The following is a 24,092-nucleotide window of genomic DNA, read 5'->3' as shown; positions in this document are numbered from 1 at the left end:
CGAGGCGACGCGGGCAAGCCTGCTGCTACAAGGAGCGGGGTGGAGCAGGCCGCAGGGCCCGCTCCCCCGTCTGTCAGCGCTTGGTTACTTGAGAATCCCGGCTTCCTTGTAGAAGCGCTCGGCACCCGGGTGCAGCGGGATCGGCAGGTTCTTGGTGGCGTTTTCCAGCTTGATGTCCTTGGCCGCGGAGTGGGCGTTGCCCAGGGCCGACAGGTTGTCGAACATCAGCTTGGTCATCTGGTAGGCCACTTCATCGGAAACCTTCTCGTGGCTGACCAGGATATTGGTGATGGCCACGGTCGGTACATCGGCATCCTGACCGTCGTAGGTGCCGGCCGGAATCACGCCGGGCAGGTAGGCATCGCTCTCGATCTTCTCGACCACGGCGGCCGGAATCTCGACGAAGGTCACCGGCATGGTGCTGGCCAGGTCGCGAATGGCGGCCATGCCCAGGCCCGAGGACTGCAGGGTGGCGTCCAGCTGGCGGTTCTTGATCAGCTCGACCGACTCGGCGTAGGGCAGGAACTCGACGCGGCCCATGTCCTCGTAGCTCAGGCCGGCGGCCTTGAAGATCGCGCGGGCGTTCAGCTCGGTGCCGGACTTCGGCGCGCCGACGGAGATGCGCTTGCCCTTGAGGTCTTCCAGCGTCTTGATGCCGGACTCTTCGCTGGCAACGATCTGGATGTAGTTGCTGTAGGTGCCGGCGATGGCGCGCAGTCGCTTGAGCGGAGCCTTGAAGCCGGCGTCCTCGACACCGTTCCAGGCGTCAGCGACCGAGTCACCCAGGGAGAAGGCCAGTTCGCCACGGCCGGCCTGCAGCAGGTTGAGGTTTTCCACCGAAGCCTTGGTGGCCTGCACGGAAGTCTTGGCGCCGTCGATCTTGTTGTACTGCTGCGACAGGGCCACACCGATCGGGTAGTACACGCCGCTGGTGCCGCCGGTGAGGATGTTGATGAAGGTCGGCGCAGCAACGGCCGCGGTGCTGGCAGTGAAGGCTGCAGCGGCAGCGAGCAGGCCCAGGCGTTTGGTCAGTCTCATGTTGGATCTCCGTTTCGTTTTTATTGGTTGACTCAGCACGTTGACGATAGACGATGACCGCCACGCAGGTGCGCGGCTGACGAACAAGCAGAGGGGCGATGACGCCGGGAGAGTCCCGGGGAGGTAGGTATCGCTGGCAGCTCTTCTTGTCGTTGGAATCGCATCGAGCACAAATCGTTTAGCAGGAGGCGTGCCAGCACGGCATTCATGCGCGCTAGACGGGTCACGGCGCTGCGGCAGGAGCATCGTCGGCAAGAATCCGCTTATCGTCGTTCGGCCATCGGCGATATTTCGCTCATTGCGATGCCGAACCTTGGTCGGCACAGGTATTCGAATGCTGCACAGTGCCGTTGCGGAGGTTTGTCATGACAGCCGAAATCAGCGCGAAAGACCTGGGCATCGAAATCGACAAAGGCGAGGGCGAGCTGTTCAAGTGGTTCGTCGCCAGCTTTCTGTTCGGCAAGCGCATCCAGCAGGACATCGCCGCCGAGGCCTATCGTGTCATCGTCGACAGGCACAAGCGCGATACCCCGCGCAAACTCGGCAATTGCAGCTGGCAGCAATTGGTCGACATGCTCGGCGAGGGCCATTACGTACGCTACGACGAGTCCACCGCCGAGCGGCTGCTCAAGCTTTGCGAAAAGCTCAACGGCGAATACGGCGGCAAGCTCGGGCGCATCCACGAACTCAGCGAGAACCGCAAGGATCTGGAAAGGCGCCTGGGCGAATTCGAGGGCGTCGGGCCCAAGACCGTGGAAATCTTCCTGCGCGAGGCGGCGAAGATCTGGTATTGAGCGATCGGACGGCGCTTGCGTAGCGCCGGCGTCGGGTTACAGTGGCGGACATCGTTCTGCCGAAGGCGCATCGATGCGCAGTTTCCTCATCGCGTTCAGCCTGTTCCTGTCCATCGCGGCCAGTGCCGCGCCGGCGCCCTATTACCAGTGGCAGAGCAAGCTCGACGGCACCATCATCTGCCGCCAGACCTCCCCGGGCCCCGGCTGGGAACGGCTTTCCGGCCGCCCGTTCCGCGACCTCCATTGCACGCTGCCGGCTGCGCGCATCGAACGCCCGGCCAGCGTACCGGGCTTCCGTCCACAGCCGGGCCGCTGAGGCGGCTTTTTTGTCCGTGCCCAAGGTTTCTCGCCGGGCACGCGTCGTATGGGCCTGACTTGGTGCCTCGCCGGGCACGGGTGCCTTTGGTGGACAAGCTGCGCGTTGTCCACCCTACGATTAAAGCGTCATCCCGTCGTGCGCCAGGCATACGTTGTCCGGCAGTTCTCGTGGCTGCTGCATGAGCCAGGCATCCAGCTCGTGGCCGACATGGGTCAGGACCGCCTGTGCCGGCTGCAGCTCCTCGATGCTCTGCAGTGCACGGGTCAGATCGTTGTGATTGCGCGGCGGCGTCTCGCGTGGCGGGGTCGAGCAATCGAGCACCAGCACGTCGAGCGCGGTGTCCTGAAGAAACTCCCGCGTGGCGTCCGGCAGGCCGACCGTGTCGGTGAGGTACGCCATGCAGCGTCCGTGACCTTCAAGCAGGTAGCCAAAGGTGGGCTTCGAGTGCACCAGCGGCAGCGCCGTGACCCGCAGCGTGCCGAGCGAGCGCTGCTCGAAGGCGGCGAAAGGCCCGCTGAAGTCGAGAATGCCCGGGTGCTTGTAGAGATCGGCAAGGCCCTCGGGATCGTCCGGGCCGAGCACCGGGATGCGCAGCCCGCGGCCCCAGCGCAGTTGCAGCAGACCCTGGGCGTGATCGGCGTGGTAGTGCGTCTGCAGGATGCCGTTGAAGCTGCCCGGCGCGAAGCGCTCGCAGAGGTCCGGCAGGCCACTGTCGAGCAGCCAGCGCTGACCCGTACATTCCACCAGCGCCGAGCAGGCGCGGCGGCGTCGACGCGGGTCGGCCTGGGCGGCGCGACAGGCCGGGCACGCGCAGTTGTACACCGGGACCTGGGCGGCATCGCCAGTGCCGAGCAGGGTCAGTTGCATCGCAGGTGCTCGTCCAGCAGTTCCAGCAGATGCTGGACGCTCTGTGCCAGGGAGGCGGAGTTGTCCAGGCGGATGTAGTCGTCCAGTTCGCCGGCGAACAGCGCGTTGCGCGCCAGGCGCGCCTCGATCTGCTCCGGGCTTTCCCGGCCGCGGGTCAGCAGGCGCTCGCGCAGCACATCCTGCTCGACGGACAGCAGCACGGCGAGCAGGCTCGGGTAGCGCCGCCGTGCTTCAGGCAGATAGCCCCGCGAGCCATTGACCAGGACGTGCTCACCGGCCGCCAGCCAGTCGTCGATTTGCGCCGGGATGCCATAGGCCAGCTCGTTGGCACGCCAGCTGAGGGCGAAGGCCTGTTCGGTTTCCAGGCGTTCGAAATCCTCGTGGCTCACCGATTGCGCGGCTTCGCCGACTGCCTCGGCCGAACGGGTGATGACCCGCCGGGCGATGCGTACGCCACGTTCGGCCAGTGCCGCGCGGGCGGCCTCGAGCAGGCTGTCCTTGCCGGCGCCGGAAGGTCCAGTCAGGTAGATCAAGCGGCCTTGCATAGGGTTCCTCCGGAAAGCCTGCGGTGGACAGGCAGTATAGAGTCGGCCGGTGCAGGCGGCTCGACTCGTGGTTCCGCGCTCGGTTGTTGCTGGCAGGCCCTGCGGCCGGCAATCGCCGCGAGGGCGCGCCTGCCACAGGCCTGCTGGCAGGTCCGGCCCGGGGCGGTGCTCCTGCGCCATCAGAACACCCGCCGGCCCTGGCGCCAGACCTGGCCGATCACCGGCTGGCCCTTGTGCACTTGCGCCTGGACCAGGTCGGCGCGCAGGCCGACGGCGATCTCGCCGCGATCATCCAGCCCGGCCGCGCGGGCCGGCGCCAGGCTGATGGTGGCGATGGCGCGTGGCAGATCGTAATCGTTGTCCTGTTCGGCCAGGCCCAGCGCGGCCTGCAGGAGGCTGGCCGGGTAGTAGTCGCTGGAGAGGATGTCCAGCACCCCACGCCGGGCCAGATCGGCAGCGGCGATGTTGCCCGAGTGCGAGCCGCCACGAACGATGTTCGGCGCGCCCATCAGCACCTTTAGCCCGCGTGCGTGGCTGGCCTCGGCGGCTTCGAAGGTGGTCGGGAATTCGGCGATGGCCATGCCGTAGTCCGCCGACTCGCTAACGTGCTCCAGGGTCGCATCGTCGTGGCTGGCCAGCGCCAGCTCGCGGCTGCGGCAGATGTCGACGATGGCGGCGCGCTGCTGGTCGCTGTGCCGCGCGGAGTTGGCCAGCTGCTCGCTGACGAAAATGTCCATTTCCGCCAGGCTCAGGTGGTACTTGCCCATGTAGTACTCGCGGTACTTCTCCAAGCGCGCGAACTGGCGCTGGCCGGGCGCGTGGTCCATCACCGAGACCAGCTGCACCAGCGGCTGCTCGACCAGCTCGCGGAACAGCTCCAGGCACTGCGGGTGGCTGACTTCGCAGCGCAGGTGCAGGCGGTGTTCGGCGCGGGTCTGTCCGGCCGCTTCGGCCTCGGCGATGGCCTCGAGCATCACGCCGAGCTGCTGCATGCGCTTGCCCTTGGGATTGATGTCGCCGATCGACAGCGCATCGAACACCGTGGTGATGCCGGCGGCGACGATCTGCGCGTCATGGGTCAGCACCGCCGAGGCGGACGGCCAGTCGACGCCCGGGCGCGGGCTCATGTGCTTTTCCAGGTTGTCGGTGTGCAGCTCCACCAGCCCCGGCAGCAGCAGGTCGCCGCCCAGGTCCTGGGCCTGCGGCAGGCTGCTGGCGCCTTCGCTGATGTCGGCGATGACGCCGTCGCGGATCAGCAGGCTGCCATGGATCACCTGATCGGCCAGCACCAGCCGGGCGTTGCGGAGAATCTGTTCAGCTGGCATGGGCCAGGTCCTCCTGCGTCATGTCCAGGTAACGGTCGGCGACTGCCTCGCGAATCGCGCGGTCGTGGAAGATGCCGATCAGCGCGCTGCCGGCGGCCTTGGCCTCGTCGATCAGTTCCAGCACCACGCCGGCGTTGGCTTCGTCCAGCGAGGCGGTGGGTTCGTCGAGCAGCATCACCGGCCAGCTGACCATGAAGCCGCGCGCCAGGTTGACCCGCTGCTGCTCGCCGCCGGAGAAGGTGCCGGGGGCCAGTTGCCAGAGCCGCTCGGGAATGTTCAGCCGGGTCAGCAGCGCCTTGGCCCGCGCCTCGGCATCGGCACGGCTCCAGCCGCGGGCCAGCGCCGGTTCCATCACCACTTCCAGCGCCGGCACCCGCGGAATCACGCGCAGGAACTGGCTGACGTAGCCCAGCGTCTGCCGGCGTACGGCGAGCACCTGGCGTGGCTCGGCGCCGACCAGTTCCAGCCAGTCGCCGGCGTGGCGGATGCGGATGCTGCCGCCGGCCGGCAGGTAGTTGCCGTACAGCGTGCGCAGCAGGGTCGACTTGCCGGCGCCGGACTGGCCGTGCAGCACCAGGCACTCGCCGGCGGCGACGGTGAAGTTCAGCCCGCGCAGCACCTGCAGGCTGACGCCGTGCTGCTGGTGCAGGGTGAATGTCTTGGCGAGGTCACGGACCTCGATCAGGGTATTCATGCGTGCACTCCTCGAGGGAGGGAAGTGGCCGAATCGCGAGCGAGCTCGCTCCTACAGGTGCGACGGTGGCGGCGGGTGGCAGGAGCTGGCTTGCCGGCGCTGGGGCGGGTGAGGGCGTTCATGGCTGCGGTACCGAGAGGCAGCGGATCGCGAGCGACCTCGCTCCTACAGGTGCGACGGTGGCGGCGGGTGGCAGGAGCTGGCTTGCCGGCGCTGGGGCGGGTGAGGGCGTTCATGGCTGCAGCACCGAGGACACCAGCAACTGCGTATAGGGGTGCTGCGGGTCGTCGAGGATCTGGTCGGTCAGGCCCGACTCCACCACCCGAGAGCGGCGCATCACCATCAGCCGGTCGGCCAACAGGCGCGCCACGGCGAGGTCGTGGGTGACGATCACCACCGCCAGGTCCAGTTCGCGCACCAGTCCGCGCAAGAGGTCGAGCAGGCGTGCCTGCACCGACACATCGAGGCCGCCGGTGGGTTCGTCCATGAACACCAGCTTCGGACTGGAAACCAGGTTGCGGGCAATCTGCAGGCGCTGCTGCATGCCGCCGGAGAAGGTCCGCGGCAGGTCGTCGATGCGCGCCGGGTCGATCTCCACCTGTTTGAGCCAATCCAGCCCGGCAGCGCGCAGCTGGCCGTAATGCCTGACGCCCTGGGCCATCAGCCGCTCGCCGATGTTGGCGCCGGCGGAAACTCCCATGCGCAGCCCGTCGCGCGGGTTCTGCTCGACGAAGCCCCACTCGGTGCGCAGCAGCGTGCGCCGCTCGGCTTCGCTGGCGGCGTAGAGGTCGAGCCAGTCGCCTATGCCGTCGCGGTAGAGCACCGTGCCGCGGTCCGGCGGGCAGCGCCCGCAGAGCAGCGAGAGCAGGGTCGACTTGCCCGAGCCGGATTCGCCGACGATACCCAGCACTTCGCCGGGGTAGAGGTCGAAGGACACGCCCTGGCAGCCCTTGTCCGGGCCGTACAGGCGGGTCAGGTCGCGCACCGTGAACAGCGGCTCGGTGCCGATGCCCGGGGCGGGCAGCAGTTGTTCGGCGGCGCTCATGGGCGGCCCTCCTGTGGCTGGGCACGCTGTGCGCAGTAGTCGGTATCGGAGCAGACGAAGCGCTTGCTCCCGGCGTCGTCGACGATCAGTTCGTCGAGGTAGGAATCGCCGCTGCCGCAGATGGCGCAGCATTCGTCCCAGCGCTGGATCTCGAACGGGTGGTCCTCGAAATCCAGGCTGACCACGCGGGTGTACGGCGGCACGGCGTAGAGGCGCTTCTCACGGCCGGCGCCGAACAGCATCAGCGCCGGGCTGCGGTCCAGCTTGGGGTTGTCGAATTTGGGAATCGGCGAAGGGTCCATCACGTAGCGCCCATCCACCGTCACCGGATAGGCGTAGCTGGTGGCGATGTGGCCGAAGGTGGCGATGTCCTCGTAGAGCTTGACGTGCATCACGCCGTAGTCGCCCAGCGCGTGCATGGTCCGCGTCTCGCCTTCCGACGGCTCGATGAAGCGCAGCGGCTCGGGAATCGGCACCTGATAGACCATGATCTGCCCGGCGGCCAATGGGGTTTCCGGAATGCGGTGGCGGGTCTGGATCACCGTCGCCTCGGGCGTGCGCTCGGTGGTGGCGACCCCGGCGGTGCGGGCGAAGAAGCGCCGGATCGACACCGCGTTGGTGGTGTCGTCGGCGCCCTGGTCGATCACCTTGAGCACATCGTCGGCGCCGAGAATCGCCGCGGTCAGCTGCATGCCGCCGGTGCCCCAGCCGTAGGGCAGCGGCATCTCGCGGCCGCCGAAGGGCGCCTGGTAGCCGGGAATGGCCACCGCCTTGAGCAGCGCGCGGCGGATCATGCGCTTGGTCTGCTCGTCGAGGTAGGCGAAGTTGTAGCCTGCCTTGCTGGCCGGACTGGCGTGGGCATTCATGCGCGCTTCTCCTTGGCGGATTCGCTGGCTGCGGCCGGCTCGGCCTGCGGCTGGCGCAGCTTGCGGATCAGCTCCAGCTCGGACTGGAAGTCGACGTAGTGCGGCAGCTTGAGGTGCGAGACGAAGCCGGCGGCCTCGACGTTGTCGCAGTGCATCAGGACGAACTCCTCCTGCTGCGCCGGACCCTGCACCTCCTCGCCGTATTCGCCGGCACGCAGCGCGCGGTCTACCAGCGCCATGCCCATCGCCTTGCGCTCGGCATAGCCGAAGGCCAGGCCGTAGCCGCGGGTGAACTGCGCTTGTGCGGCGCTCTCGCCGACGAACTGGTTGACCATCTCGCACTCGGTCAGCTCGATCTCGCCGAGGCAGACCGGGAAGCCCAGCTCCTGCGGCTCGATCCATACTTCTGTCGTGCCGATGCGGATTTCGCCGGCGAACGGGTGGTTGCGGCCGTAGCCGCGCTGGGTCGAATAGCCCAGCGCCAGGAGGAAGCCCTCGTCACCGCGGGCCAGTGCCTGCAGGCGTTCGGCGCGGCTGGAAGGCAGCTCCAGCGGCTCGCGGGTGAGGTCCGGCACTGGCTCGCCGCGATCGGTCTCCGCGGTCATCAGGCCTTCCTCGCCGAGCAGGCCGAGCACGCGGGGGCAGTTGTCCAGGCTGGTGCTGTCATCCACCGGCGGCCCGGGATGTTCGCCCTCGGCGAGCAGGGCGAAGTCCAGCAGGCGGTGGGTGTAGTCGAAGGTCGGGCCGAGCAGCTGGCCGCCGGGCACGTCCTTGAAGGTCGCCGAGATGCGTCGGCTGAGCTGCATGGCGGCGGTGTCCAGCGGCAGGCTTTCGGCGAAGCGCGGCAGCGTGGTGCGGTAGGCGCGCAGCAGGAAGATCGCCTCGACCAGATCGCCGGCGGCCTGCTTGATCGCCAGCGCGGCGAGTTCCTCGTCGTACAGCGAGCCTTCGCTCATCACCCGCGCCACGGCGAGTGGCAGCTGCTGGCGGATCTGCTCGACGCCCAGTTCGGCGACGCCGGTATCGCCGCGGCGCTTCTTCGCCAGCAGCGCGTGGGCGTTATCGATGGCCTGTTCGCCACCCTTGACCGCGACGTACATCAGGCGACCTCCGCGAGCGAGTCGCCGATGCGCGTGCTGCGCGGCAGGCCGAGCACCTCGCCGTCGGCGCAGAACAGCGCATCCAGCCCGCGCGGGAAGTCGCTGCGCGCGGCGCGCTGCTGCCAGAACGTCGGCTTCAGTGGCAGGCCGACCAGCCGGTTGCCGTCGATGCCCGGACCCTGCCAGCTCAGCGCCGGGCCGCGGTCGAGCCGATCGAGCTGGACCAGCAGCGTGCAGGACTGGTCCGGGTAGCGCTCGCTGCCGTTGTAGAAGCCGGACAGGTCGTCCAGTGCGGCGGCGTCGAGCAGGGCGAACATCGCCTCCTCGCGCGCTTCGACCACCGGGCAGCCGCAATGGAAGGCCAGGTTGGCGCGGATCGCCGGGGTGTCGAAGGCCGGCGCCAGCCACAGCGGCGTGTCGTTATCCAGCAGGCTCAGGCACAGCGCGTAGGTGGCGGCCTGCAAGTGGTCGACGGCGGCGACGCTGACCAGCGGCCGGCGGGTGCCCGGCTCGGACAGGGCCTTGAGCGCGGCGCGGAAGCTCTGCTGGGCGTCCAGCACCGGGTCGTCGAAAGCGGCCTGCAGCAATTCGGATGGGGCGCGATACATCAGTCTTCTCCTCGCAGCAGCGTGAAGAACTCCACGCGGGTAGTGGCGGTTTCGGCAGCCTTGTGCGCGGCGCGACGGGCCTGCGCGGCGGCCAGTGGTTCGATCAGCTCGGCGAGCCAGCGGCTCTGTCGGGCGCCCTGCAGATGGGCGTCGGCGAGGGCGGCGAGCTCGGCCTGGCGCTTGTCGCGGCCGGCGCGGTAGCTGTAGCCGGTGCTGCCGTCGGCCAGGCGCACCACGCAGCGGGTGACACTCATCTCGCCGAGGTTGAACGGCGCGCCGGTGCCGCCCATGCGGCCGCGCACCAGGGTCATGCCGATTTCCGCGGGGCGGATCAGCTGGTAGGCGCAGTCGCACAGGGCGCTCTCGAAAGGCGCCAGCTCGGCGGCGCTGGCGCGGGCCAGCACGGCCATCCAGCGCTGGCGGGGGGATGGTTCGCGGGTGTGCATAGGGTTCTCCATCAGGTGGCGACCTGGTACTGGAAGCGGTCGGACCGGCTGGCCGAGAGGGCGATCTCCAGCGGTCGCCCGGCGGCGTCGCAGGACAGGGTGAACACCGACAGCAGCGGCATGCGCAGCGGCATCAGCAGCCGTGCGGCCTCGTCACGATCGGCCAGGCGCGCGCCGATCAGGCTGAAGCGGCGGGTCAGCGGCAGGCCGCGTTCGCCGAGGTAACGGCGCAGCGAGCCGCCCTGGTAGTCGGCGAGCAGTTCGGCATGGCTGGCGCAGTAGCGGTGGCGGATCAGGCTGACCGGCTCGCCATCGAGCAGGCGCAGGGTGCTCAGCTCGATCAGCGCGGCGCCCTCGGCCAATTCCAGGTGGCGCGCTTCCTCGGCGCTGGCGGCCAGCGTGCGACGCTCGAGCAGGCGCGCCTCGGTGCGCACGCCGAGGGCGGCGAGCGCATCGCTGTAGGCGCTGTCGGCCTGTAGCGGATAGACCAGCGGGCGTTGCAGCACCTGGGTGCCCTTGCCCTGGCGGCGCAGCAGGCGGCCTTCGCTGATCAGCTCGTCGACGGCGCGGCGCAGGGTATGGCGGTTGACGGCGAAGCGCCGCGCCAGCTGCATCTCGCCGGGCAGGAAATCGCCGCTGCGGTAGTGGTGCAATTCGCCCCGAAGCAGCTCGGCGAGTTCAAGGTAGAGCGGTTCGCTGGGTTGTCTAGACAACTGCATGGTTTTTTCGAGAGCCGCGCAGGCCCTCACTCCGTCAGATGAAGAGCTTGCGCAGGCGCTGGGAGAGCAGGTCGATCAGGCTCACCACGGCGATGATGATCAGCAGCAGGGCGGCGGTCTGGCCGAACTGGAAGCCGCGTATGGCCTCCCAGAGGATCACGCCGATGCCGCCGGCGCCGACCATGCCGACCACCGTGGCCGAGCGCACGTTGGATTCGAAGCGGTACAGCGAGTAGGAAATCCACAGCGGCAGCACCTGTGGAGTCACCCCGAAGATGACTTCCTGCAGCGCGCTGGCGCCGGTGGCGCGCACGCCTTCCACCGGGCCGGGTTCGATGGCTTCCACCGCTTCGGCGAACAGCTTGGCGAGCACGCCGGTGGTGCTGATCCACAGCGCCAGAACGCCGGCGAAGGGGCCGAGACCGACCGCGACGACGAAGAGCATGGCGAAGACCATCTCGTTGATCGAGCGGCAGGCATCCATCAGCCGGCGCACCGGCTGGTAGACCCACCAGGGCACGATGTTCTCGGCGCTGAGAATGCCCAGCGGGATGGCGCAGACGATCGCCAGCAGCGTGCCCCAGAGGGCGATATGCACCGTGGTGACCATCTCCTTGAGATACAGCTGCCAGTCGCTGAAGTCCGGCGGAAAGAAGTCGGCGGCGAAAGTCGCCATGTTGGCGCTGTCGCGGATCAGCAGCAGCGGATTCATCTCCGCGCCCTGCCAGGACCAGGCCAGTACGGCCAGGCACAGGCCCCAGCCGAGCAGGCGCAACCAGCTGCGCTTGTCGTTGCCCGCCAGTGGCGGTGTGGTGCTCAGAGTGGACATGTTCGGTTCTCACAAACGGCGCGGACGGGAGCGTGGCGCCAGCGCGCCACGCCCGGCGTTGCTCAGCTGGCCTTGGCGGCGGCGTTCTTCTGCTCGCGCTCGGCCATGCGTTGTTCCAGCTTGGCCAGTTCGTCGTCGATGCCCTGCAGCTGCGCCTGGCGGTCGCTGTCGGAGAGCTTGCTGTCGGCGGCGACTTCGCTGCGCTTCTTGAACAGTTCCAGCTGGCGGATCGGTAGCAGCTGGTCGTTGTCGGAGGCGCGGAACGGTGCCCACTGCAGGCCGGCGAGGATTTCCTTCTCGGCCGGCTTGGCGCCGTAGCTCATGAAGAACTCGCGCAGCCGGTTCTTCTGCTCGTCGCTCAGGCTCTTGCGCCACACCAGCGGGTCGGCCGGGATCAGTGGCGAGGTCCAGACGATCTTCAGTTGCGCGGCCTTGTCCGGCGCGGTGATCTCAAGGCGCTCCATGCCTTCGCTGTTGAAGGTGCCGACATCGACCTGCCTGTTGGCCACCGACAGCGCGTTCACTTCATGGCTGCCGTTGAGACTGCGCTTGAAGATCCGGCCGGCATCGACCTTGTTCTTGGCGAACACGTAGTAGCCGGGCACCAGGTAGCCAGAGGTGGAATTCGGGTCGCCATTGGCGAAGGTCAGGTCCTTGGCATTCTTCAGTACGTCCTCGACCGAGTTCAGGGCGCTGTCCTTGTGCACGATCAGGTGGCTGTAGTAGCCCGGGCTGCCGTTGGCGGCGACGGTCTGGGCGAAGATTTCGCCATTGGCGCGGTCCACCGCTTCCATCGCCGACTTGTTGCCATACCAGGCCAGGTCGACCTTGTCGAAGCGCATGCCCTGGATCACCCCGGCGTAATCGGGGGCGAAGAAGGCCTTCACCTGGTAGCCGGTCTGCTTGCTCATGTCGGCCAGGAAGGGGTCCCAGACGCTGCGCAGATTCTGCGACGACTCGGTGGAAATGATGCCGAAGGTGATGGTCTCGGCGGCCTGGGCCGTACCGAACAGGGCGCCGGCCAGCAGCGTGGAGGCGGCGACGGCGCGGCTGATGGATTTCAACATGGAGGTCACTCCTGAAGGTGTGGCGTTGGGTGTCGGGGCGTTGCCGACGGCTCAGCCGTTGACCAGCTGCAACGTCCGCGGCTCGGCGGCGCGGGCGCGGTCGGAGAACAGCAGGCTGGCATCCAGATCGGCGCCGTAGAGGTCATTGAGCAAGTGGTCGCTGAGCGCCGCAGAAGGCCCGTCGTAATGGATGCGGCCGCCCTTGAGTGCCACCACGCGCGAGCAGTAGCGCAGTGCGTAGTCGACCTGATGCAGGGTCACCACCACGGTCTTGCCGTCCTGGCGGTTGATGTCGGCGAGGATTTCCATGACCTTGCGTGCCGACTCCGGGTCGAGCGAGGCGATCGGTTCGTCGGCGAGGATCACCTCGGCCTGCTGGGTCAGCGCACGGGCGATGGCCACTCGTTGCTGTTGGCCGCCGGAGAGCGTCGAGGCACGCTGCGCGGCGCGCTCGGCCAGGCCGACGCGCTCCAGCGCAGCCATGGCCTGGCGCTTCTGCTCGTCGCTGAACATGCCCAGCGAGCCGCGCCAGCGCGGCATGCGGCCGAGAAAGCCGAGCAATACGTTGTCCAGCACGCTGAGGCGGGTGACCAGGTTGAACTGCTGGAAGATGTAGCCGATGTCGGCGCGCAGGCGACGCACCTCGCCATGCAGGCGGCCGGTGGCCTGCACTTCGCGACCGAGCACCTCGATGCGTCCGCCGGCAGTGCGATCGCAGCAGGCCAGCCCGGCCAGATGGCGCAACAGGGTGGACTTTCCGGAGCCGGAAGCGCCGATCAGCGCCACCATCTCGCCCGGCTGCACCGCCAGCCCCAGGTCGAACAGCGCCTGCTTGCCGGCGAAGGTCTTGTTCAGTCGCTCGACTCGAATAGCTGCATTCATCGTCTTGCCCTTTCGTCTGTGCGGCCGGGTGAGTCGGCCAACTTGTCTAGACGAGAAGCTAGTCAGGCTCTGTTGCAGTCCGGCGAAGCGACGATGAACCTGTGATGACCGTTCGGTGACGTTATGGGGTCAGCGCAGCGGCGAGCCGATGATGGCCGCCCGGCGCACGCCGGCCTTTGCCTCGGGGTTCCGGTGCCCCTAAGCTGGACGCCTTCACCTGCCGCGTCGCCTACACGACGGTCTGGCATTAGAGAAAGAGGAAGAGCATGAAACAGAAGATCGTATTCATCACCGGTGCCACCTCCGGCTTCGGCCGCGCCACCGCCCGCCGCTTCGCCGAGGCTGGCTGGGCACTGGTCCTCACCGGCCGGCGCAGCGAGCGTCTGGAAGAGTTGAAGGGCGAACTGTCGGCCAAGGTGCCGGTGCACATCGCCACCCTCGACGTGCGCCATGCCGGCGCGGTGCAGGAGGCGGTCGCGCAACTGCCCGCTGCGTTCCGCCAGATCGACTGCCTGGTCAACAACGCCGGCCTGGCGCTGGCACCGCAGCCGGCGCAGCAGGTCGATCTCGCCGACTGGCACACCATGATCGACACCAACATCACCGGCCTGGTCAATGTCACCCATGCGCTGCTGCCGACCCTGATCGCCACCGGCAAGGGCGCCAGCATCGTCAACATCGGCTCGGTGGCCGGGCACTGGCCCTATCCGGGTGGCCACGTCTACGGCGCGACCAAGGCGTTCGTCGAACAGTTCGGCTACAACCTGCGCTGCGACCTGCTGGGCACCGGCGTACGCGTCACCGACATCGCCCCGGGCATGGCCGAGACCGAATTCACCCTGGTCCGCACCAAGGGCGATCAGGACGCAAGCGACCGGCTGTACCGCGGCACCACGCCGCTGACCGCCGAGGACATCGCCGAGCAGATCTTCTACGTCGCCACCCTGCCGGATCACATCAACATCAACCGCCTGGAAGTGATGCCGACGCGCCAGGCCTGGTCGCCGTTCAATATCGATCGCGACAAGTAATCGTTAAACGGGGCGTGGCGCGCAAGGCGCCGCGCCTCTCGAATCCGGCGCAAACCGGCGACTCAGACCTATCGTTAACAAAATCGTAACGGTCGATCAGGCTGCTTGATTGATGACCTGTCGGTCATCTCCCTACTGTGCGCTCCACATCGCGGAAATCTGTGGAGTCGTCATGACAACAACAATATCCCCACCGCCGCAATGGTCGCGTCGTCGTGCTGAAAAAGCCCGCCGTCTCGACCAGGTGCGCAGCCTCGCCGATGGCGTGGTATTGCCGAGTGACAAGATCGTCGCGGCGCTCGAAGCGTTGATCGCTCCGGGTGATCGGGTGGTGCTCGAAGGCAACAACCAGAAGCAGGCGGACTTTCTCTCCCGTTCGCTGGCCCAGGTCGACCCAGGCAAACTTCACGATCTGCACATGATCATGCCCAGCGTCAGCCGCGCTGAGCATCTGGATCTGTTCGAGCGGCAGATCGCGCGCAAGCTCGACTTCTCCTTCGCCGGACCGCAGAGCCTGCGCATCAGCCAGTTGCTGGAAGACGGCCTGCTGGAAGTCGGCGCCATCCACACCTACATCGAACTGTATTCGCGCCTGCTGGTGGACCTGATCCCCAACGTCGCGCTGGTGGCCGGCTTCACCGCCGATCGCGAGGGCAACATCTACACCGGCCCGAGCACCGAGGACACCCCGGCTCTGGTCGAGCCCACCGCCTTCTCCGACGGCATCGTCATCGTCCAGGTCAACCAGATCGTCGATGACCCGCGTGACCTGCCGCGGGTGGACATCCCGGCGAGCTGGGTCGATTTCGTTGTGGTCGCCGACAAGCCGTTCTACATCGAACCGCTGTTCACCCGCGACCCGCGCCACATCAAGCCGGTGCACGTGCTGATGGCGATGATGGCGATCCGCGGCATCTACGAGAAACACAACGTCCAGTCACTCAACCACGGCATCGGCTTCAACACCGCCGCCATCGAGCTGATCCTGCCGACCTACGGCGAGTCGCTGGGGCTGAAGGGCAAGATCTGCCGCAACTGGACGCTCAACCCGCACCCGACGCTGATCCCGGCGATCGAGACCGGCTGGGTCGAAAGCGTGCACTGCTTCGGCACCGAGCTGGGCATGGAGAACTACATCGCCCAGCGCCCGGATGTGTTCTTCACCGGTCGCGACGGCTCGATGCGCTCCAACCGCATGATGTGCCAGCTGGCCGGCCAGTACGCGGTGGACCTGTTCATCGGTGCGACCCTGCAGGTCGATGGCGACGGCCATTCCTCCACCGTCACCCGCGGCCGCCTGGCCGGCTTCGGCGGCGCGCCGAACATGGGCCACGACCCGCGTGGTCGCCGCCATCCCACGCCGGCCTGGCTGGACATGGCCATGCCCGGTGGCGAAGCGCCGGTAACCATGCTCGAGCGCGGCAAGAAGCTCGTGGTGCAGATGGTCGAGACCTTCCAGGAAGGCGGCAAACCCACCTTCGTCGAGCAGCTCGATGCCATCGAGGTGGCGAAGAAGAGCGGCATGCCGCTGGCACCGATCATGATCTACGGCGACGACGTCACCCACCTGCTTACCGAGGAAGGCATCGCCTACCTGTACAAGGCGCGCTCGCTGGAAGAACGCCAGGCAATGATCGCTGCGGTGGCCGGCGTCACCAGCATCGGCCTGCGGCACAACCCGAAGGACACCGAGCGCATGCGCCGCGAAGGGCTGATCGCCCTGCCGGAAGACCTCGGCATCCGTCGCAACGACGCGACGCGCGAACTGCTGGCGGCCAAGAGCATCGCCGAACTGGTCGACTGGTCCGGCGGCCTCTACAACCCGCCCGCCAAGTTCAGGAGCTGGTGATGAGTGCCCTCATTGCAAGACAACAGCCCTCGCTGGCCGAGCGGCTGGCGGATCTGGCGGTGCAGGCGCTGGTCGACGAGGCCGACCTGTCGCCCAAGCCCGGCCTGGTGGATCGGCGCGGCAATGGCGCGCACGACGACCTGCATCTGGGCCTGATGCACGCCTCGGCGAACGCCTTGTGGCCGACCTTCAAAGCCATGGCCGACGCAGCGCTGGTGATTGGTGAAGTCGGCCAGCCACTGCGCGAGGCGCTCGGCCAGCTGGGGCGTGATGGCGAAGTCGAGATGCTGCGCGTCACCGGCGGGGTGAATACGCACCGTGGTGCCATCTGGGCGCTGGGGCTGCTCAGCGCGGCAGCGGCACTCGAGAGCGCTGCGCGCAGCGCTCGGCCGATTGCCGCCAGCGCCGCAGCGCTGGCACGCCTGAGCGATCCGGCCGCGCCGGCCAACCCCGACAGCCATGGTGCACGGGTCTGCCGCATCTACGGTGTGCTCGGTGCCCGTGAACAGGCGCAGCACGGCTTTCCCGCGGTCATCGAACAGGGCTTGCCGCAGCTGCACGCCAGCCGCCGCGCCGGTGCCGGCGAGCAGAACGCCCGGCTCGATGCGCTGCTGGCGATCATGAGTGACCTGACCGACACCTGCGTGCTGCACCGCGCCGGCCGCGAAGGTCTGACCCGCATGCAGGCCGGTGCCCGCGCCGTGCTCGATGCCGGCGGTTGCGCCAGCCTGGCCGGCCGTCGTCGGCTGCGCGCACTGGAAGGCGAGATGCTGAGCCTTCGCGCTTCGCCGGGCGGTGCCGCCGACCTGCTCGCCGCCACCTTATTCCTCGACCGCCTGACGCCAGCCGCGTCGGCGCCGATTGGGAGCTATTGATCATGGAAACCCTGTCTTTCGAATTCGCCGCCGGGCAGCCCGCCCGCGGCAAGGCCCTGGTCGGCGTGGTCGGCTCGGGCGATCTGGAAGTGCTGCTCGAACCCGGCCAGGCCGGCAAGCTGGCGATCCAGGTGGTCACCTCGGTCAACGGTGCCGAGCAACGCTGGCAGCAACTGTTCGAGCGGATGTTTCGCGAACAGACGCCTCCGGCATTGAACATCGATATTCACGATTTTGGGGCCACACCCGGCGTAGTGCGTCTGCGCCTGGAGCAGGGACTGGAGGAGGTCGGCCATGACTGATGTGTCCGCTAACACCGTGGCCCGTTTACTTCAATCGCGCAGCTTCGTCGAGCTCGGTGCTCGCCAGCGTGCCCGCGCACTGCTGGATGAAGGCAGCTTCCGCGAACTGCTCGACCCGTTCGATCGCGTCACCTCGCCCTGGCTGCCGAAGCAGGGCATCGTCACCCAGGCCGATGATGGCGTGGTGGTTGCCAAGGGCACGATCGACGGCCAGCCGGCGGTGATCGCCGCCATCGAAGGCGCTTTCCAGGGCGGCAGCATGGGCGAGGTCGGCGGCGCGAAGATCGCCGGCGCGCTGGAGCTGGCCGCCGAAGACAACCGCAACGGCATTCCCACCCGCGCCGTGCTGTTGCTGGAAACTGGCGGCGTGCGCCTGCAGGAAGCCAACCTGGGGCTGGCCGCGATCGCCGAGATCCAGGCCGCCATCGTCGAGCTGCGCACCTACCAGCCGGTGATCGGCGTGGTCGCCGGCTCGGTCGGCTGCTTCGGCGGCATGTCCATCGCCGCCGGGCTTTGCAGCTACCTGGTCGTCACCCGTGAAGCGCGGGTCGGCCTCAACGGCCCGCAGGTGATCGAACAGGAAGCCGGCATCGAGGAATACGACTCGCGTGACCGTCCGTTCATCTGGAGCCTGACCGGCGGCGAGCAGCGCCACGCCAGCGGTCTGGTGGACGCCTACGTCGCCGACGACACCGACGCCATCCGTGCGCAGCTGCACGAGCTGTTCGCCCGGGGCGTGCCGGCGCAACCGCGCAGCCGCCGGCACGCCTGGTTCCTGCAGCGCCTGGCCGATGTCGACACCCGCGCGCAGCTCGATGCCGCCGCGGTGCGCGCCCTCTATGAAGGAGATGCCCAATGAGCCGTGGACTGAATTGGTTGCAAGCCCTGGCCGGCGGTCAGGCACTGGCGGGCTATCCCGCCTCGGTGAAGGTGGTCGACGGCGAACTGGCCGGGCGCGCCGCGCGGTACATCGCCGTGGTGCCGGATGCCGAGAACCCCTTTCCCCGCGCCCGTAACGGCGAGGTCGGCCTGCTCGAAGGTTGGGCGCTGGGCAAGGCCGTGGATGAAGTCATCGAAGCCGATCGCGACAAGGCGGACAAGCGCGTCGTGGTGGCCGTGGTCGACGTGCCGAGCCAGGCCTACGGCCGCCGCGAGGAAGCCCTGGGCATTCACCAGGCGCTGGCCGGCGCGGTGGACGGCTATGCCCGTGCCCGCCTGGCGGGGCATCCGGTGGTTTCGCTGCTGGTCGGCAAGGCCATGTCCGGCGCCTTCCTCGCCCATGGCTATCAGGCCCAGCGGATCATCGCCCTGCGCGATCCGGGCGTGATGGTGCATGCCATGGGCAAGGCCGCCGCGGCGCGCATCACCCTGCGCAGCGTCGAGGAGCTGGAGGCGCTGGCCGAGTCGGTGCCGCCGATGGCCTACGACATCGACAACTACGCGACCCTCGGCCTGCTCTGGGAAACCCTCTCGGTGGACAACATCGAGCAGCCTGCCGACGCCGACCTGCAGCGGGTGCGCGAGTGCCTGCACAGGGCTGTCGAAGACATCGGCAGCAGCAGCGATCTGCGTGGCCGCCTCGGCGCGCCGAATCGTGCGGCTTCTACCAGGGTGCGGGAGCTGCTGCGCGCGCAGTGGTAACGGCTTGCGGCCGCTGCCGAGGCGGCCGCGAACCAGCGCCGGTCAAGCCGGCGATGAACAACAAGAGCAGGAGACTGCCATGTACCAGCCTGAAGATCTGCGGCCCCACGACCTGCTCTGGGGCATGCGCCCCGAGCAGTTGCCCGCCGATGCGCCGGCCTGGGCGGTCGCCGTGCTCGCTGCCGGCCAGCCGGTGGTGGTGCGCCGTGCCGCCGTGGCGCCAGGGCTGGTCGGGGTTGGCCTGCGTGGAGCCACGCGGGAGCAGCGCCTGGCCGCGCTGATGCCGGTCGAGGCGGTCAGCCAGCGGCTTGCGCCGGAACATTTGCTCGATCGCCGCGCCAGTGAAGACCTGCCGGTATTCCGCGTACTGGCCGAACTGCGTCCGCTGCTCGATGCGCTTGGCCATGCCTGGGGCGTCACTGGCTCGGCCGGATTCCAGCTTGCCAGCGGCCTGCCGGCCGCCCATCCGGACAGCGATCTCGATCTGCTGCTCAGAGCCGAGCGGCCGCTGCGACGCAGCGAGGCGCGCCCGCTGCTGCAGTTGCTGGAAGGCCGCGCCTGCCGTATCGATCTGCAGCTGGAAACCCCGCTGGGTGGCGTGGCGCTGCGCGAATGGGCCGGTGACGCGGCGCGGGTGCTGGTCAAGACCAGCCACGGACCGCTGCTGGTCAGCGATCCTTGGGCAGAGGAGCTGGCGGCATGAGCAGCCTGCTTGCCTTTCCCGGCCAGGGCGCACAGAAGCCCGGCATGCTTCATCGCCTGCCGGATGCGCCCGAAGTCGTCGCGACCCTGGCCGAGGCCAGCGCGGTGCTCGGCGAGGACACGCTGGCACTGGATTCGGCTGAAGCGCTGCGGTCGACCCGCGCCGTGCAGCTCTGCCTGCTGATCGCCGGAGTGGCGGCGGCCCGGCTGCTGCTGCGCGACGGTCAGCGGCCGGACTATGTCGCCGGGCTGTCCATCGGTGCCTACGCAGCGGCGGTGGTCGCCGAGTCGCTGGAGTTCGCCGACGCCCTGCGCCTGGTCGCCCTGCGCGGCGAACTGATGCAACAGGCCTACCCCGAGGGTTACGGCATGACCGCCATCCTCGGCCTGTCGCTGACCACGGTCGAAGGTCTGCTGGCCGGCGCCGAGGGCCCGGTCCATCTGGGCAACATCAACGCCGACAACCAGATCGTCATCGCCGGCAGCGATGCCGCCATGGCCGCGGTCGCCGCCCAGGCCAAGAGCCTCGGCGCGTCCTGCGCTCGCCGCCTGGCGATGAGCGTGCCGTCGCACTGCACGCTGCTCGAACAGCCGGCGCGGCAACTGGCCGAAGCCTTCGCCCGGGTCAGCCTGCGTGCGCCGCGCGTGCGTTACCTCAGCGGTTCTTCGGCGCGCCCGGTATTCGATGCCGAACGCCTGCGCGACGACCTGGCTTTCAACATGTGCCGTGTCGTCGATTGGCACGGCACCCTGCGCACCGCCTACGAGCGCGGCGTGCGGCTGCATATCGAACTGCCGCCCGGCTCGGTGCTCACCGGGCTGGCACGGCGGGTTTTCGAACAGGGTACGCTGGTCGCCTTCGATGGCGCCCGTCTGGACACACTGGACGCCTTGCTGCGTCGCGAAACAGATCGCATCGATTAAAGTACGTACTAGACGCTCTGTCTCCTAGCCTTCGGCGCTTAGTGGAAGCCGGTCTGAGCTGGCGAAGGGCACAGGCGATGGCTAATGCCTATCAGTTAAGTTTTTGTCTCCCCCCTGGTGAATCCCGGTCTCTGTAGGAGCCGGCTTGCCGGCGATCCGCCGTAGCAGAGCACCGCCAGCAAGGGCTGGCGTCCCCCAGGATCCGACGAAAAGTGCCCTCTACGGCAAGCAAAATGGGGGTAAAAAGCCTTTATCTGATCAGCATTAAGGCGATGACTGCTCTGTTTCTGTCAGCTCGCCTGAGTGTGCTGCCGGTACCCGGTAGGGTTTGATTGAGCAAAGACGTTTTCACCAAAAGATGATTACGGTAAAGCCTTGCCGAATCGACTTTTCCTGGGGCTTGTCATTTGCTCAGAGTGGGGCAAGTGAGAAAATCAAGATTGGCGGCTTCTTGAACTCCGCCAGAATCGGTGAGCTAAAAGCCGTCGCGATGGAGCGTAGCTGCCGGGCGTTGCCGGTGCAAAAAAAACCGCCCTTGAATAGGGCGGGGAAAGATATTACCGGCGGAATCCGGGGCGCGCCGCCCTTGGGCGGCGCGCGGTCAAGCGTTCAGCCGGGCCATCGGGGCGGTGCTGATGTCCAGGCTCTGGGCGATGTGTGAGGCCGCGTCCAGCAGCAGATCGTCGTACCCCGGACGGGCCGCGAGTTGCAGACCGATGGGCAGGCCGCTGGTGCTGAAGCCGATGGGCAGGTTGATGCTGGGTGCGCCGAGGATGGTCCAGGCGCGGCACAGCAGCGGATCGCCGGTAGAGTCGCGCGTGGGGGCTTCGGTCAGGGTGCCGGCGCTCAGCAGCAGGTTGGCATCGCCGAAAATCAGGTCCGGCTCGATCTTGAGCCGGTTGACCGTCATCCGTGCCGCCGTTTCCAGGGATGGTTCGGCCTGGGCGGCCTGGTCCAGATAGCGCCGCAACAGGGGGGAAAGCTGGCTGACGTGGTCACGGCGCTCGTAGGCCAGGTTGGCTAGCACCTCGGCGGCCATGATGGCTTGCTGGGCCTCGGTGACGTCGCCGAACAACATGCTGTTCGGCGACTCGACGATGTCGAAACCATCGCCGCAATCGGCCAACTGGCTGGCGACCCAGTCGATGCGCGCGCGGATCTCGGTCGCGATATCCTGCCACCAAGGCGTGCGTATGATTGCGATGCGCAGCCGCGAGGGTGACGGCGGCAGCGCCGTGTGCCCGCTGCGCACGGCGTCGAACACTCGGCGGATGTCGCTGATCTGGCGTGCCAGCAGACCGACGGTATCCAAGGACGGGCTGATGTGCTTGAGGCCCGCCGAGGGTAACAGGTTGAAGCTGGGCTTGAAGCCGAAGATGCCGCAGAAGGCCGCCGGGCGGATGATCGATCCGGCGGTCTGGGTGCCCAGCGCCACCGGCACCACGCCGGCCGCAACCGCGGCGGCCGAGCCGGACGAGGAGCCGCCCGGTGTGCGTTCCAGATTCCACGGGTTGCGTGTCTTCGGCGGGTTGAACAGCGCAAACTCGGTGGTGACCGTCTTGCCGAATGGCACCGCGCCGGCCTGGCGTAAGCGGGTAACGATCAGAGCGTCTTTGTGCGGGCGGTTGTCGCTGTAGATCGGCGAGCCATAGGTGGCGGGCGCATCGACGGTGTCGATCAGGTCCTTGATGCCGACGACCATGCCGGTCAGGGGCGCGGCGTCGCTGCGCTCGTCCTGGCTGCGCGCTTCCTCGCGGACGCGTTTTTCGTCGAGCCATTGGAAGGCCTGGATCTGCGCTTCGGTCTCGTGGAAGCGCTCGATAGCGGCCTCCACGGCCTGGCTGGCCGTGGCTTTGGTGAGTGTCGAAGGGGATGCCGTCATGACGCGGACCTCAGAGCGTGAAGGGGGCGATGAGGATGGCAATACTGAGTACTGCCGTGCCGATCAGGAAAGCCACCACGGTGAAGCCCATGACCTGCCGCACGTTCAGTCGCGCGATGGCCAGAACCGGCAGCAGCCAGAACGGCTGGATCATGTTAGCCACGGCCTCGCCGAAGGCGACAGCCATTGACATGAGGCCCATGTAGGCTGCGCTGTCCTGACCGATGGCGATTGCTGACTGCACGGCGATCGGACCTTGCACGCCCCAGTGGCCACCGCCGGAGGGCACGAACAGCGAGATCACGATGGAGGCCAGGAAGGTCAGGAACGGCAGGGTGTACTCGTTCGCGCCGGTGACCAGTGCCGAGGAAAGGATTTCTTCCAGCGCCTGGCTGTTCTCCATGGGCAGGTAGGCAAGCAAGCCCATGATGCCGCCGTAAAGTGGATACTGCAGGATCAGCGGGCCGGCGGTCTTGGCCGACTCGACGAAGGCCTTGATGAAGCGGATGGGCGTCCAGTGCAGCAGAGCGCCAGTCACCGTGAACAGCATGATCAGCGACGAGATGTTCAATGCGAAATCGCTGCGCACGAAGTAGTAGATACCGGCCGCGAAGAACAACACGTTGAGAATCCACAGGTTTTCCAGCTTCTCGGCGAAGGTGGTAGGCTGGGTCTTCGGCTGGTCCTTGCTGGCGTCGTTGAAAACCGCTGGGTCGGGTGCAAGGGCGTGATCGGGCTCCATGCGCAAGATGACTATGGCCAGGATAACGATCAGAGCGACCACCGGAACCCAGCTATAGGGTTGGAAGATAGTCTGACTGAACGGAACGGTCATGCCGGTCAACTGGTAGATGACATTGATGGGACTGTTGGTGTCAGTGTTGGCCAAAGCAATGGAGCTGGACAGCCCCTGGGTCCACAGCAGATAGCCCATGTAGCCGGAGGCGATGAGGTAGCCAAAGTGAACCTTAGGCAGGCGTTTGGCGACTTGGCGTGCGACCAGGGCGCCGGCCACCAAGCCCAAGCCCCAGTTCAGGAGGCAGAAGAACGCGCCCACGGCGAAGCAGAGCAGCGCGCCTTCGACTTGGGTACGTGGGTGCGATGCCAGCCAGATTATGCCACGCTTGAGCGGCGGTGCTTCGGCCAGCGTGTAGCCGGTCACCAGGATGAGGATCATTTGCAGGGCGAATGTGAAAATGCTCTTCGGTCCCCAAACGCCCCGGTACCAGGCATCGACCATGCCGCCTGGCGTGGCGCCCTCGACGAACAGCGTGATCAGGCCCACTACCACCAGAGTCAGAATGACCGCAAAGAGGTAGGGGTCGGGCATGTATCTTTCAACATAGCGTACGCAGACGTTGGTGAAGCGGGTCAACAGATTGGGCTTGGGTGCGCCCACGGCAATGGTAGCGTTACTCATGATTCCTAATTCCCTAGAGCCGGCTCGAGCCGGATGAAATTCAATGGCAGGTGAGAGAAGAAGAGCGCGGTGACGACCGCGGCCCTAGGGAGTGCCGATTGCTGTCTGATACATGGCATGTCTCCTTTTTTGTTTGACTTGTGGGTCACACGATATCGGCTTGCCAAGATCAATCAATCAAGGAGGCTAGAGCACCGTTACGATTAAGTTAATAATCTGCATGAGTTGGTGCTGGAAGACGAAACCAGACGAGATGATATCGGTGGCGACCGTAGCCAAATTCGTAAATACGCTTCGGGGCCATTGATTCAAGTCGGTCCGC

The 24,092-nt window shown here is 67.1% G+C and carries 26 protein-coding genes; 10 read left to right on the top strand and 16 right to left on the bottom strand.

What is annotated here, in order from left to right; all coding sequences use genetic code 11:
• Nucleotides 1–84 precede the first annotated feature (84 nt).
• Nucleotides 85–1,038, bottom strand: coding sequence for a TAXI family TRAP transporter solute-binding subunit (locus tag B597_RS32400; protein WP_003296901.1), 954 nt, complete (start codon nt 1,036–1,038; stop codon nt 85–87).
• A 365-nt stretch (nt 1,039–1,403) separates the two neighbouring features.
• On the opposite strand from B597_RS32400, the gene B597_RS32395 reads away from it, so the two are divergent.
• On the top strand, nt 1,404–1,832 hold the full coding sequence (locus B597_RS32395; protein ID WP_003296900.1) for a hypothetical protein: 429 nt from the start codon (nt 1,404–1,406) through the stop codon (nt 1,830–1,832).
• Nucleotides 1,833–1,905: 73 nt separating this feature from the next.
• Nucleotides 1,906–2,148 (top strand): hypothetical protein, encoded by a 243-nt coding sequence (locus B597_RS32390; RefSeq protein ID WP_003296899.1) that lies wholly within the window; start codon nt 1,906–1,908, stop codon nt 2,146–2,148.
• Nucleotides 2,149–2,268: 120 nt separating this feature from the next.
• Here B597_RS32390 and phnP read toward each other — a convergent pair whose 3' ends face one another.
• From phnP to phnC, 13 genes are all read right to left on the bottom strand, one after another.
• A complete protein-coding gene (gene phnP, locus B597_RS32385; RefSeq protein WP_003296898.1) occupies nt 2,269–3,018 on the bottom strand; it encodes a phosphonate metabolism protein PhnP in 750 nt (249 codons plus the stop codon).
• Complete coding sequence (phnN, locus tag B597_RS32380) at nt 3,009–3,563, bottom strand: phosphonate metabolism protein/1,5-bisphosphokinase (PRPP-forming) PhnN (RefSeq protein WP_003296897.1); 555 nt, start codon at nt 3,561–3,563, stop codon at nt 3,009–3,011. The genes phnP and phnN overlap by 10 nt, the downstream gene beginning before the upstream one ends.
• A 179-nt stretch (nt 3,564–3,742) precedes the next feature.
• Nucleotides 3,743–4,888 carry an alpha-D-ribose 1-methylphosphonate 5-triphosphate diphosphatase gene (locus B597_RS32375; protein ID WP_003296895.1) on the bottom strand — a complete coding sequence of 382 codons (1,146 nt, stop codon included), beginning with the start codon at nt 4,886–4,888 and terminating at the stop codon, nt 3,743–3,745.
• Nucleotides 4,878–5,582, bottom strand: coding sequence for a phosphonate C-P lyase system protein PhnL (phnL, locus tag B597_RS32370; protein ID WP_003296894.1), 705 nt, complete (start codon nt 5,580–5,582; stop codon nt 4,878–4,880). Before phnL ends, B597_RS32375 begins: the two co-directional genes overlap by 11 nt.
• 232 nt (nt 5,583–5,814) lie before the next feature.
• Nucleotides 5,815–6,627: a phosphonate C-P lyase system protein PhnK gene (gene phnK / locus B597_RS32365; RefSeq protein WP_003296893.1), complete on the bottom strand. Its 813-nt coding sequence runs from the start codon at nt 6,625–6,627 to the stop codon at nt 5,815–5,817.
• Complete coding sequence (locus B597_RS32360; protein WP_003296892.1) at nt 6,624–7,493, bottom strand: alpha-D-ribose 1-methylphosphonate 5-phosphate C-P-lyase PhnJ; 870 nt, start codon at nt 7,491–7,493, stop codon at nt 6,624–6,626. The genes phnK and B597_RS32360 overlap by 4 nt, the downstream gene beginning before the upstream one ends.
• Nucleotides 7,490–8,593, bottom strand: coding sequence for a carbon-phosphorus lyase complex subunit (locus B597_RS32355; protein WP_024161888.1), 1,104 nt, complete (start codon nt 8,591–8,593; stop codon nt 7,490–7,492). The genes B597_RS32360 and B597_RS32355 overlap by 4 nt, the downstream gene beginning before the upstream one ends.
• The gene (gene phnH / locus B597_RS32350) at nt 8,593–9,201 is read right to left on the bottom strand and encodes a phosphonate C-P lyase system protein PhnH (RefSeq protein ID WP_003296889.1); all 609 of its coding nucleotides are present in this window, start codon (nt 9,199–9,201) and stop codon (nt 8,593–8,595) included. The genes B597_RS32355 and phnH overlap by 1 nt, the downstream gene beginning before the upstream one ends.
• Entirely contained in the window at nt 9,201–9,647 is a 447-nt protein-coding gene (phnG, locus tag B597_RS32345) for a phosphonate C-P lyase system protein PhnG (RefSeq protein WP_003296888.1), read from the bottom strand. Before phnG ends, phnH begins: the two co-directional genes overlap by 1 nt.
• Before the next feature lie 11 nt (nt 9,648–9,658).
• Nucleotides 9,659–10,366: a phosphonate metabolism transcriptional regulator PhnF gene (gene phnF, locus B597_RS32340; RefSeq protein WP_003296887.1), complete on the bottom strand. Its 708-nt coding sequence runs from the start codon at nt 10,364–10,366 to the stop codon at nt 9,659–9,661.
• A gap of 34 nt (nt 10,367–10,400) precedes the next feature.
• Nucleotides 10,401–11,195, bottom strand: a complete 795-nt coding sequence (phnE, locus tag B597_RS32335) for a phosphonate ABC transporter, permease protein PhnE (protein WP_003296886.1) — start codon at nt 11,193–11,195, stop codon at nt 10,401–10,403.
• A 62-nt stretch (nt 11,196–11,257) separates the two neighbouring features.
• Nucleotides 11,258–12,262, bottom strand: a complete 1,005-nt coding sequence (phnD, locus tag B597_RS32330; RefSeq protein WP_003296885.1) for a phosphonate ABC transporter substrate-binding protein — start codon at nt 12,260–12,262, stop codon at nt 11,258–11,260.
• 51 nt (nt 12,263–12,313) lie between these two features.
• Entirely contained in the window at nt 12,314–13,144 is an 831-nt protein-coding gene (gene phnC / locus B597_RS32325; RefSeq protein ID WP_003296884.1) for a phosphonate ABC transporter ATP-binding protein, read from the bottom strand.
• A gap of 266 nt (nt 13,145–13,410) precedes the next feature.
• Here phnC and B597_RS32320 point away from each other — a divergent pair, with 266 nt between their 5' ends.
• The 8 genes from B597_RS32320 to mdcH all read left to right on the top strand — a co-directional run bounded on the left by B597_RS32320 (nt 13,411) and on the right by mdcH (nt 20,468).
• Nucleotides 13,411–14,175, top strand: a complete 765-nt coding sequence (locus tag B597_RS32320; RefSeq protein ID WP_003296883.1) for an SDR family oxidoreductase — start codon at nt 13,411–13,413, stop codon at nt 14,173–14,175.
• Nucleotides 14,176–14,347: 172 nt separating this feature from the next.
• Nucleotides 14,348–16,024, top strand: a complete 1,677-nt coding sequence (mdcA, locus tag B597_RS32315) for a malonate decarboxylase subunit alpha (RefSeq protein ID WP_003296882.1) — start codon at nt 14,348–14,350, stop codon at nt 16,022–16,024.
• The gene (locus B597_RS32310; RefSeq protein ID WP_003296881.1) at nt 16,024–16,899 is read left to right on the top strand and encodes a triphosphoribosyl-dephospho-CoA synthase; all 876 of its coding nucleotides are present in this window, start codon (nt 16,024–16,026) and stop codon (nt 16,897–16,899) included. The genes mdcA and B597_RS32310 overlap by 1 nt, the downstream gene beginning before the upstream one ends.
• 2 nt (nt 16,900–16,901) lie before the next feature.
• Complete coding sequence (locus tag B597_RS32305) at nt 16,902–17,201, top strand: malonate decarboxylase subunit delta (RefSeq protein WP_003296879.1); 300 nt, start codon at nt 16,902–16,904, stop codon at nt 17,199–17,201.
• On the top strand, nt 17,194–18,060 hold the full coding sequence (locus tag B597_RS32300) for a biotin-independent malonate decarboxylase subunit beta (RefSeq protein WP_003296878.1): 867 nt from the start codon (nt 17,194–17,196) through the stop codon (nt 18,058–18,060). The genes B597_RS32305 and B597_RS32300 overlap by 8 nt, the downstream gene beginning before the upstream one ends.
• On the top strand, nt 18,057–18,842 hold the full coding sequence (gene mdcE, locus B597_RS32295; protein ID WP_003296877.1) for a biotin-independent malonate decarboxylase subunit gamma: 786 nt from the start codon (nt 18,057–18,059) through the stop codon (nt 18,840–18,842). Before B597_RS32300 ends, mdcE begins: the two co-directional genes overlap by 4 nt.
• Nucleotides 18,843–18,921: 79 nt before the next feature.
• Entirely contained in the window at nt 18,922–19,545 is a 624-nt protein-coding gene (locus tag B597_RS32290) for a malonate decarboxylase holo-ACP synthase (protein WP_024161886.1), read from the top strand.
• The gene (mdcH, locus tag B597_RS32285; protein ID WP_003293063.1) at nt 19,542–20,468 is read left to right on the top strand and encodes a malonate decarboxylase subunit epsilon; all 927 of its coding nucleotides are present in this window, start codon (nt 19,542–19,544) and stop codon (nt 20,466–20,468) included. The genes B597_RS32290 and mdcH overlap by 4 nt, the downstream gene beginning before the upstream one ends.
• A gap of 601 nt (nt 20,469–21,069) precedes the next feature.
• Here the strand turns inward: mdcH and B597_RS32280 are convergent.
• Together B597_RS32280 and B597_RS32275 are read right to left on the bottom strand one after the other, a co-directional pair.
• Nucleotides 21,070–22,350: an amidase gene (locus B597_RS32280; RefSeq protein WP_024161885.1), complete on the bottom strand. Its 1,281-nt coding sequence runs from the start codon at nt 22,348–22,350 to the stop codon at nt 21,070–21,072.
• Between the two features lie 10 nt (nt 22,351–22,360).
• Nucleotides 22,361–23,770 carry a short-chain fatty acid transporter gene (locus B597_RS32275; protein ID WP_024161884.1) on the bottom strand — a complete coding sequence of 470 codons (1,410 nt, stop codon included), beginning with the start codon at nt 23,768–23,770 and terminating at the stop codon, nt 22,361–22,363.
• Nucleotides 23,771–24,092 lie beyond the last annotated feature (322 nt).

The sequence above is a fragment of the Stutzerimonas stutzeri KOS6 genome (assembly GCF_000307775.2).
Lineage (GTDB): Bacteria > Pseudomonadota > Gammaproteobacteria > Pseudomonadales > Pseudomonadaceae > Stutzerimonas > Stutzerimonas stutzeri_B.
This window is presented reverse-complemented; position numbering and strand designations above follow the sequence as displayed.

Bases quoted from the DNA above. Each gene is read 5' to 3' on its own strand.
- phnE (WP_003296886.1), bottom strand. From the start codon at position 11,195: ATGTCCACTCTGAGCACCACACCGCCACTGGCGGGCAACGACAAGCGC.
- phnF (WP_003296887.1), bottom strand. From the start codon at position 10,366: ATGCAGTTGTCTAGACAACCCAGCGAACCGCTCTACCTTGAACTCGCC.
- B597_RS32400 (WP_003296901.1), bottom strand. From the start codon at position 1,038: ATGAGACTGACCAAACGCCTGGGCCTGCTCGCTGCCGCTGCAGCCTTC.
- phnN (WP_003296897.1), bottom strand. From the start codon at position 3,563: ATGCAAGGCCGCTTGATCTACCTGACTGGACCTTCCGGCGCCGGCAAG.
- B597_RS32300 (WP_003296878.1), top strand. From the start codon at position 17,194: ATGACTGATGTGTCCGCTAACACCGTGGCCCGTTTACTTCAATCGCGC.
- mdcH (WP_003293063.1), top strand. From the start codon at position 19,542: ATGAGCAGCCTGCTTGCCTTTCCCGGCCAGGGCGCACAGAAGCCCGGC.
- B597_RS32290 (WP_024161886.1), top strand. From the start codon at position 18,922: ATGTACCAGCCTGAAGATCTGCGGCCCCACGACCTGCTCTGGGGCATG.
- B597_RS32320 (WP_003296883.1), top strand. From the start codon at position 13,411: ATGAAACAGAAGATCGTATTCATCACCGGTGCCACCTCCGGCTTCGGC.
- B597_RS32390 (WP_003296899.1), top strand. From the start codon at position 1,906: ATGCGCAGTTTCCTCATCGCGTTCAGCCTGTTCCTGTCCATCGCGGCC.
- phnP (WP_003296898.1), bottom strand. From the start codon at position 3,018: ATGCAACTGACCCTGCTCGGCACTGGCGATGCCGCCCAGGTCCCGGTG.
- B597_RS32310 (WP_003296881.1), top strand. From the start codon at position 16,024: ATGAGTGCCCTCATTGCAAGACAACAGCCCTCGCTGGCCGAGCGGCTG.
- phnH (WP_003296889.1), bottom strand. From the start codon at position 9,201: ATGTATCGCGCCCCATCCGAATTGCTGCAGGCCGCTTTCGACGACCCG.
- B597_RS32305 (WP_003296879.1), top strand. From the start codon at position 16,902: ATGGAAACCCTGTCTTTCGAATTCGCCGCCGGGCAGCCCGCCCGCGGC.
- B597_RS32375 (WP_003296895.1), bottom strand. From the start codon at position 4,888: ATGCCAGCTGAACAGATTCTCCGCAACGCCCGGCTGGTGCTGGCCGAT.
- phnK (WP_003296893.1), bottom strand. From the start codon at position 6,627: ATGAGCGCCGCCGAACAACTGCTGCCCGCCCCGGGCATCGGCACCGAG.
- phnC (WP_003296884.1), bottom strand. From the start codon at position 13,144: ATGAATGCAGCTATTCGAGTCGAGCGACTGAACAAGACCTTCGCCGGC.
- B597_RS32355 (WP_024161888.1), bottom strand. From the start codon at position 8,593: ATGTACGTCGCGGTCAAGGGTGGCGAACAGGCCATCGATAACGCCCAC.
- phnG (WP_003296888.1), bottom strand. From the start codon at position 9,647: ATGCACACCCGCGAACCATCCCCCCGCCAGCGCTGGATGGCCGTGCTG.
- phnD (WP_003296885.1), bottom strand. From the start codon at position 12,262: ATGTTGAAATCCATCAGCCGCGCCGTCGCCGCCTCCACGCTGCTGGCC.
- B597_RS32360 (WP_003296892.1), bottom strand. From the start codon at position 7,493: ATGAATGCCCACGCCAGTCCGGCCAGCAAGGCAGGCTACAACTTCGCC.
- phnL (WP_003296894.1), bottom strand. From the start codon at position 5,582: ATGAATACCCTGATCGAGGTCCGTGACCTCGCCAAGACATTCACCCTG.
- B597_RS32275 (WP_024161884.1), bottom strand. From the start codon at position 23,770: ATGAGTAACGCTACCATTGCCGTGGGCGCACCCAAGCCCAATCTGTTG.
- B597_RS32395 (WP_003296900.1), top strand. From the start codon at position 1,404: ATGACAGCCGAAATCAGCGCGAAAGACCTGGGCATCGAAATCGACAAA.
- B597_RS32280 (WP_024161885.1), bottom strand. From the start codon at position 22,350: ATGACGGCATCCCCTTCGACACTCACCAAAGCCACGGCCAGCCAGGCC.
- mdcE (WP_003296877.1), top strand. From the start codon at position 18,057: ATGAGCCGTGGACTGAATTGGTTGCAAGCCCTGGCCGGCGGTCAGGCA.
- mdcA (WP_003296882.1), top strand. From the start codon at position 14,348: ATGACAACAACAATATCCCCACCGCCGCAATGGTCGCGTCGTCGTGCT.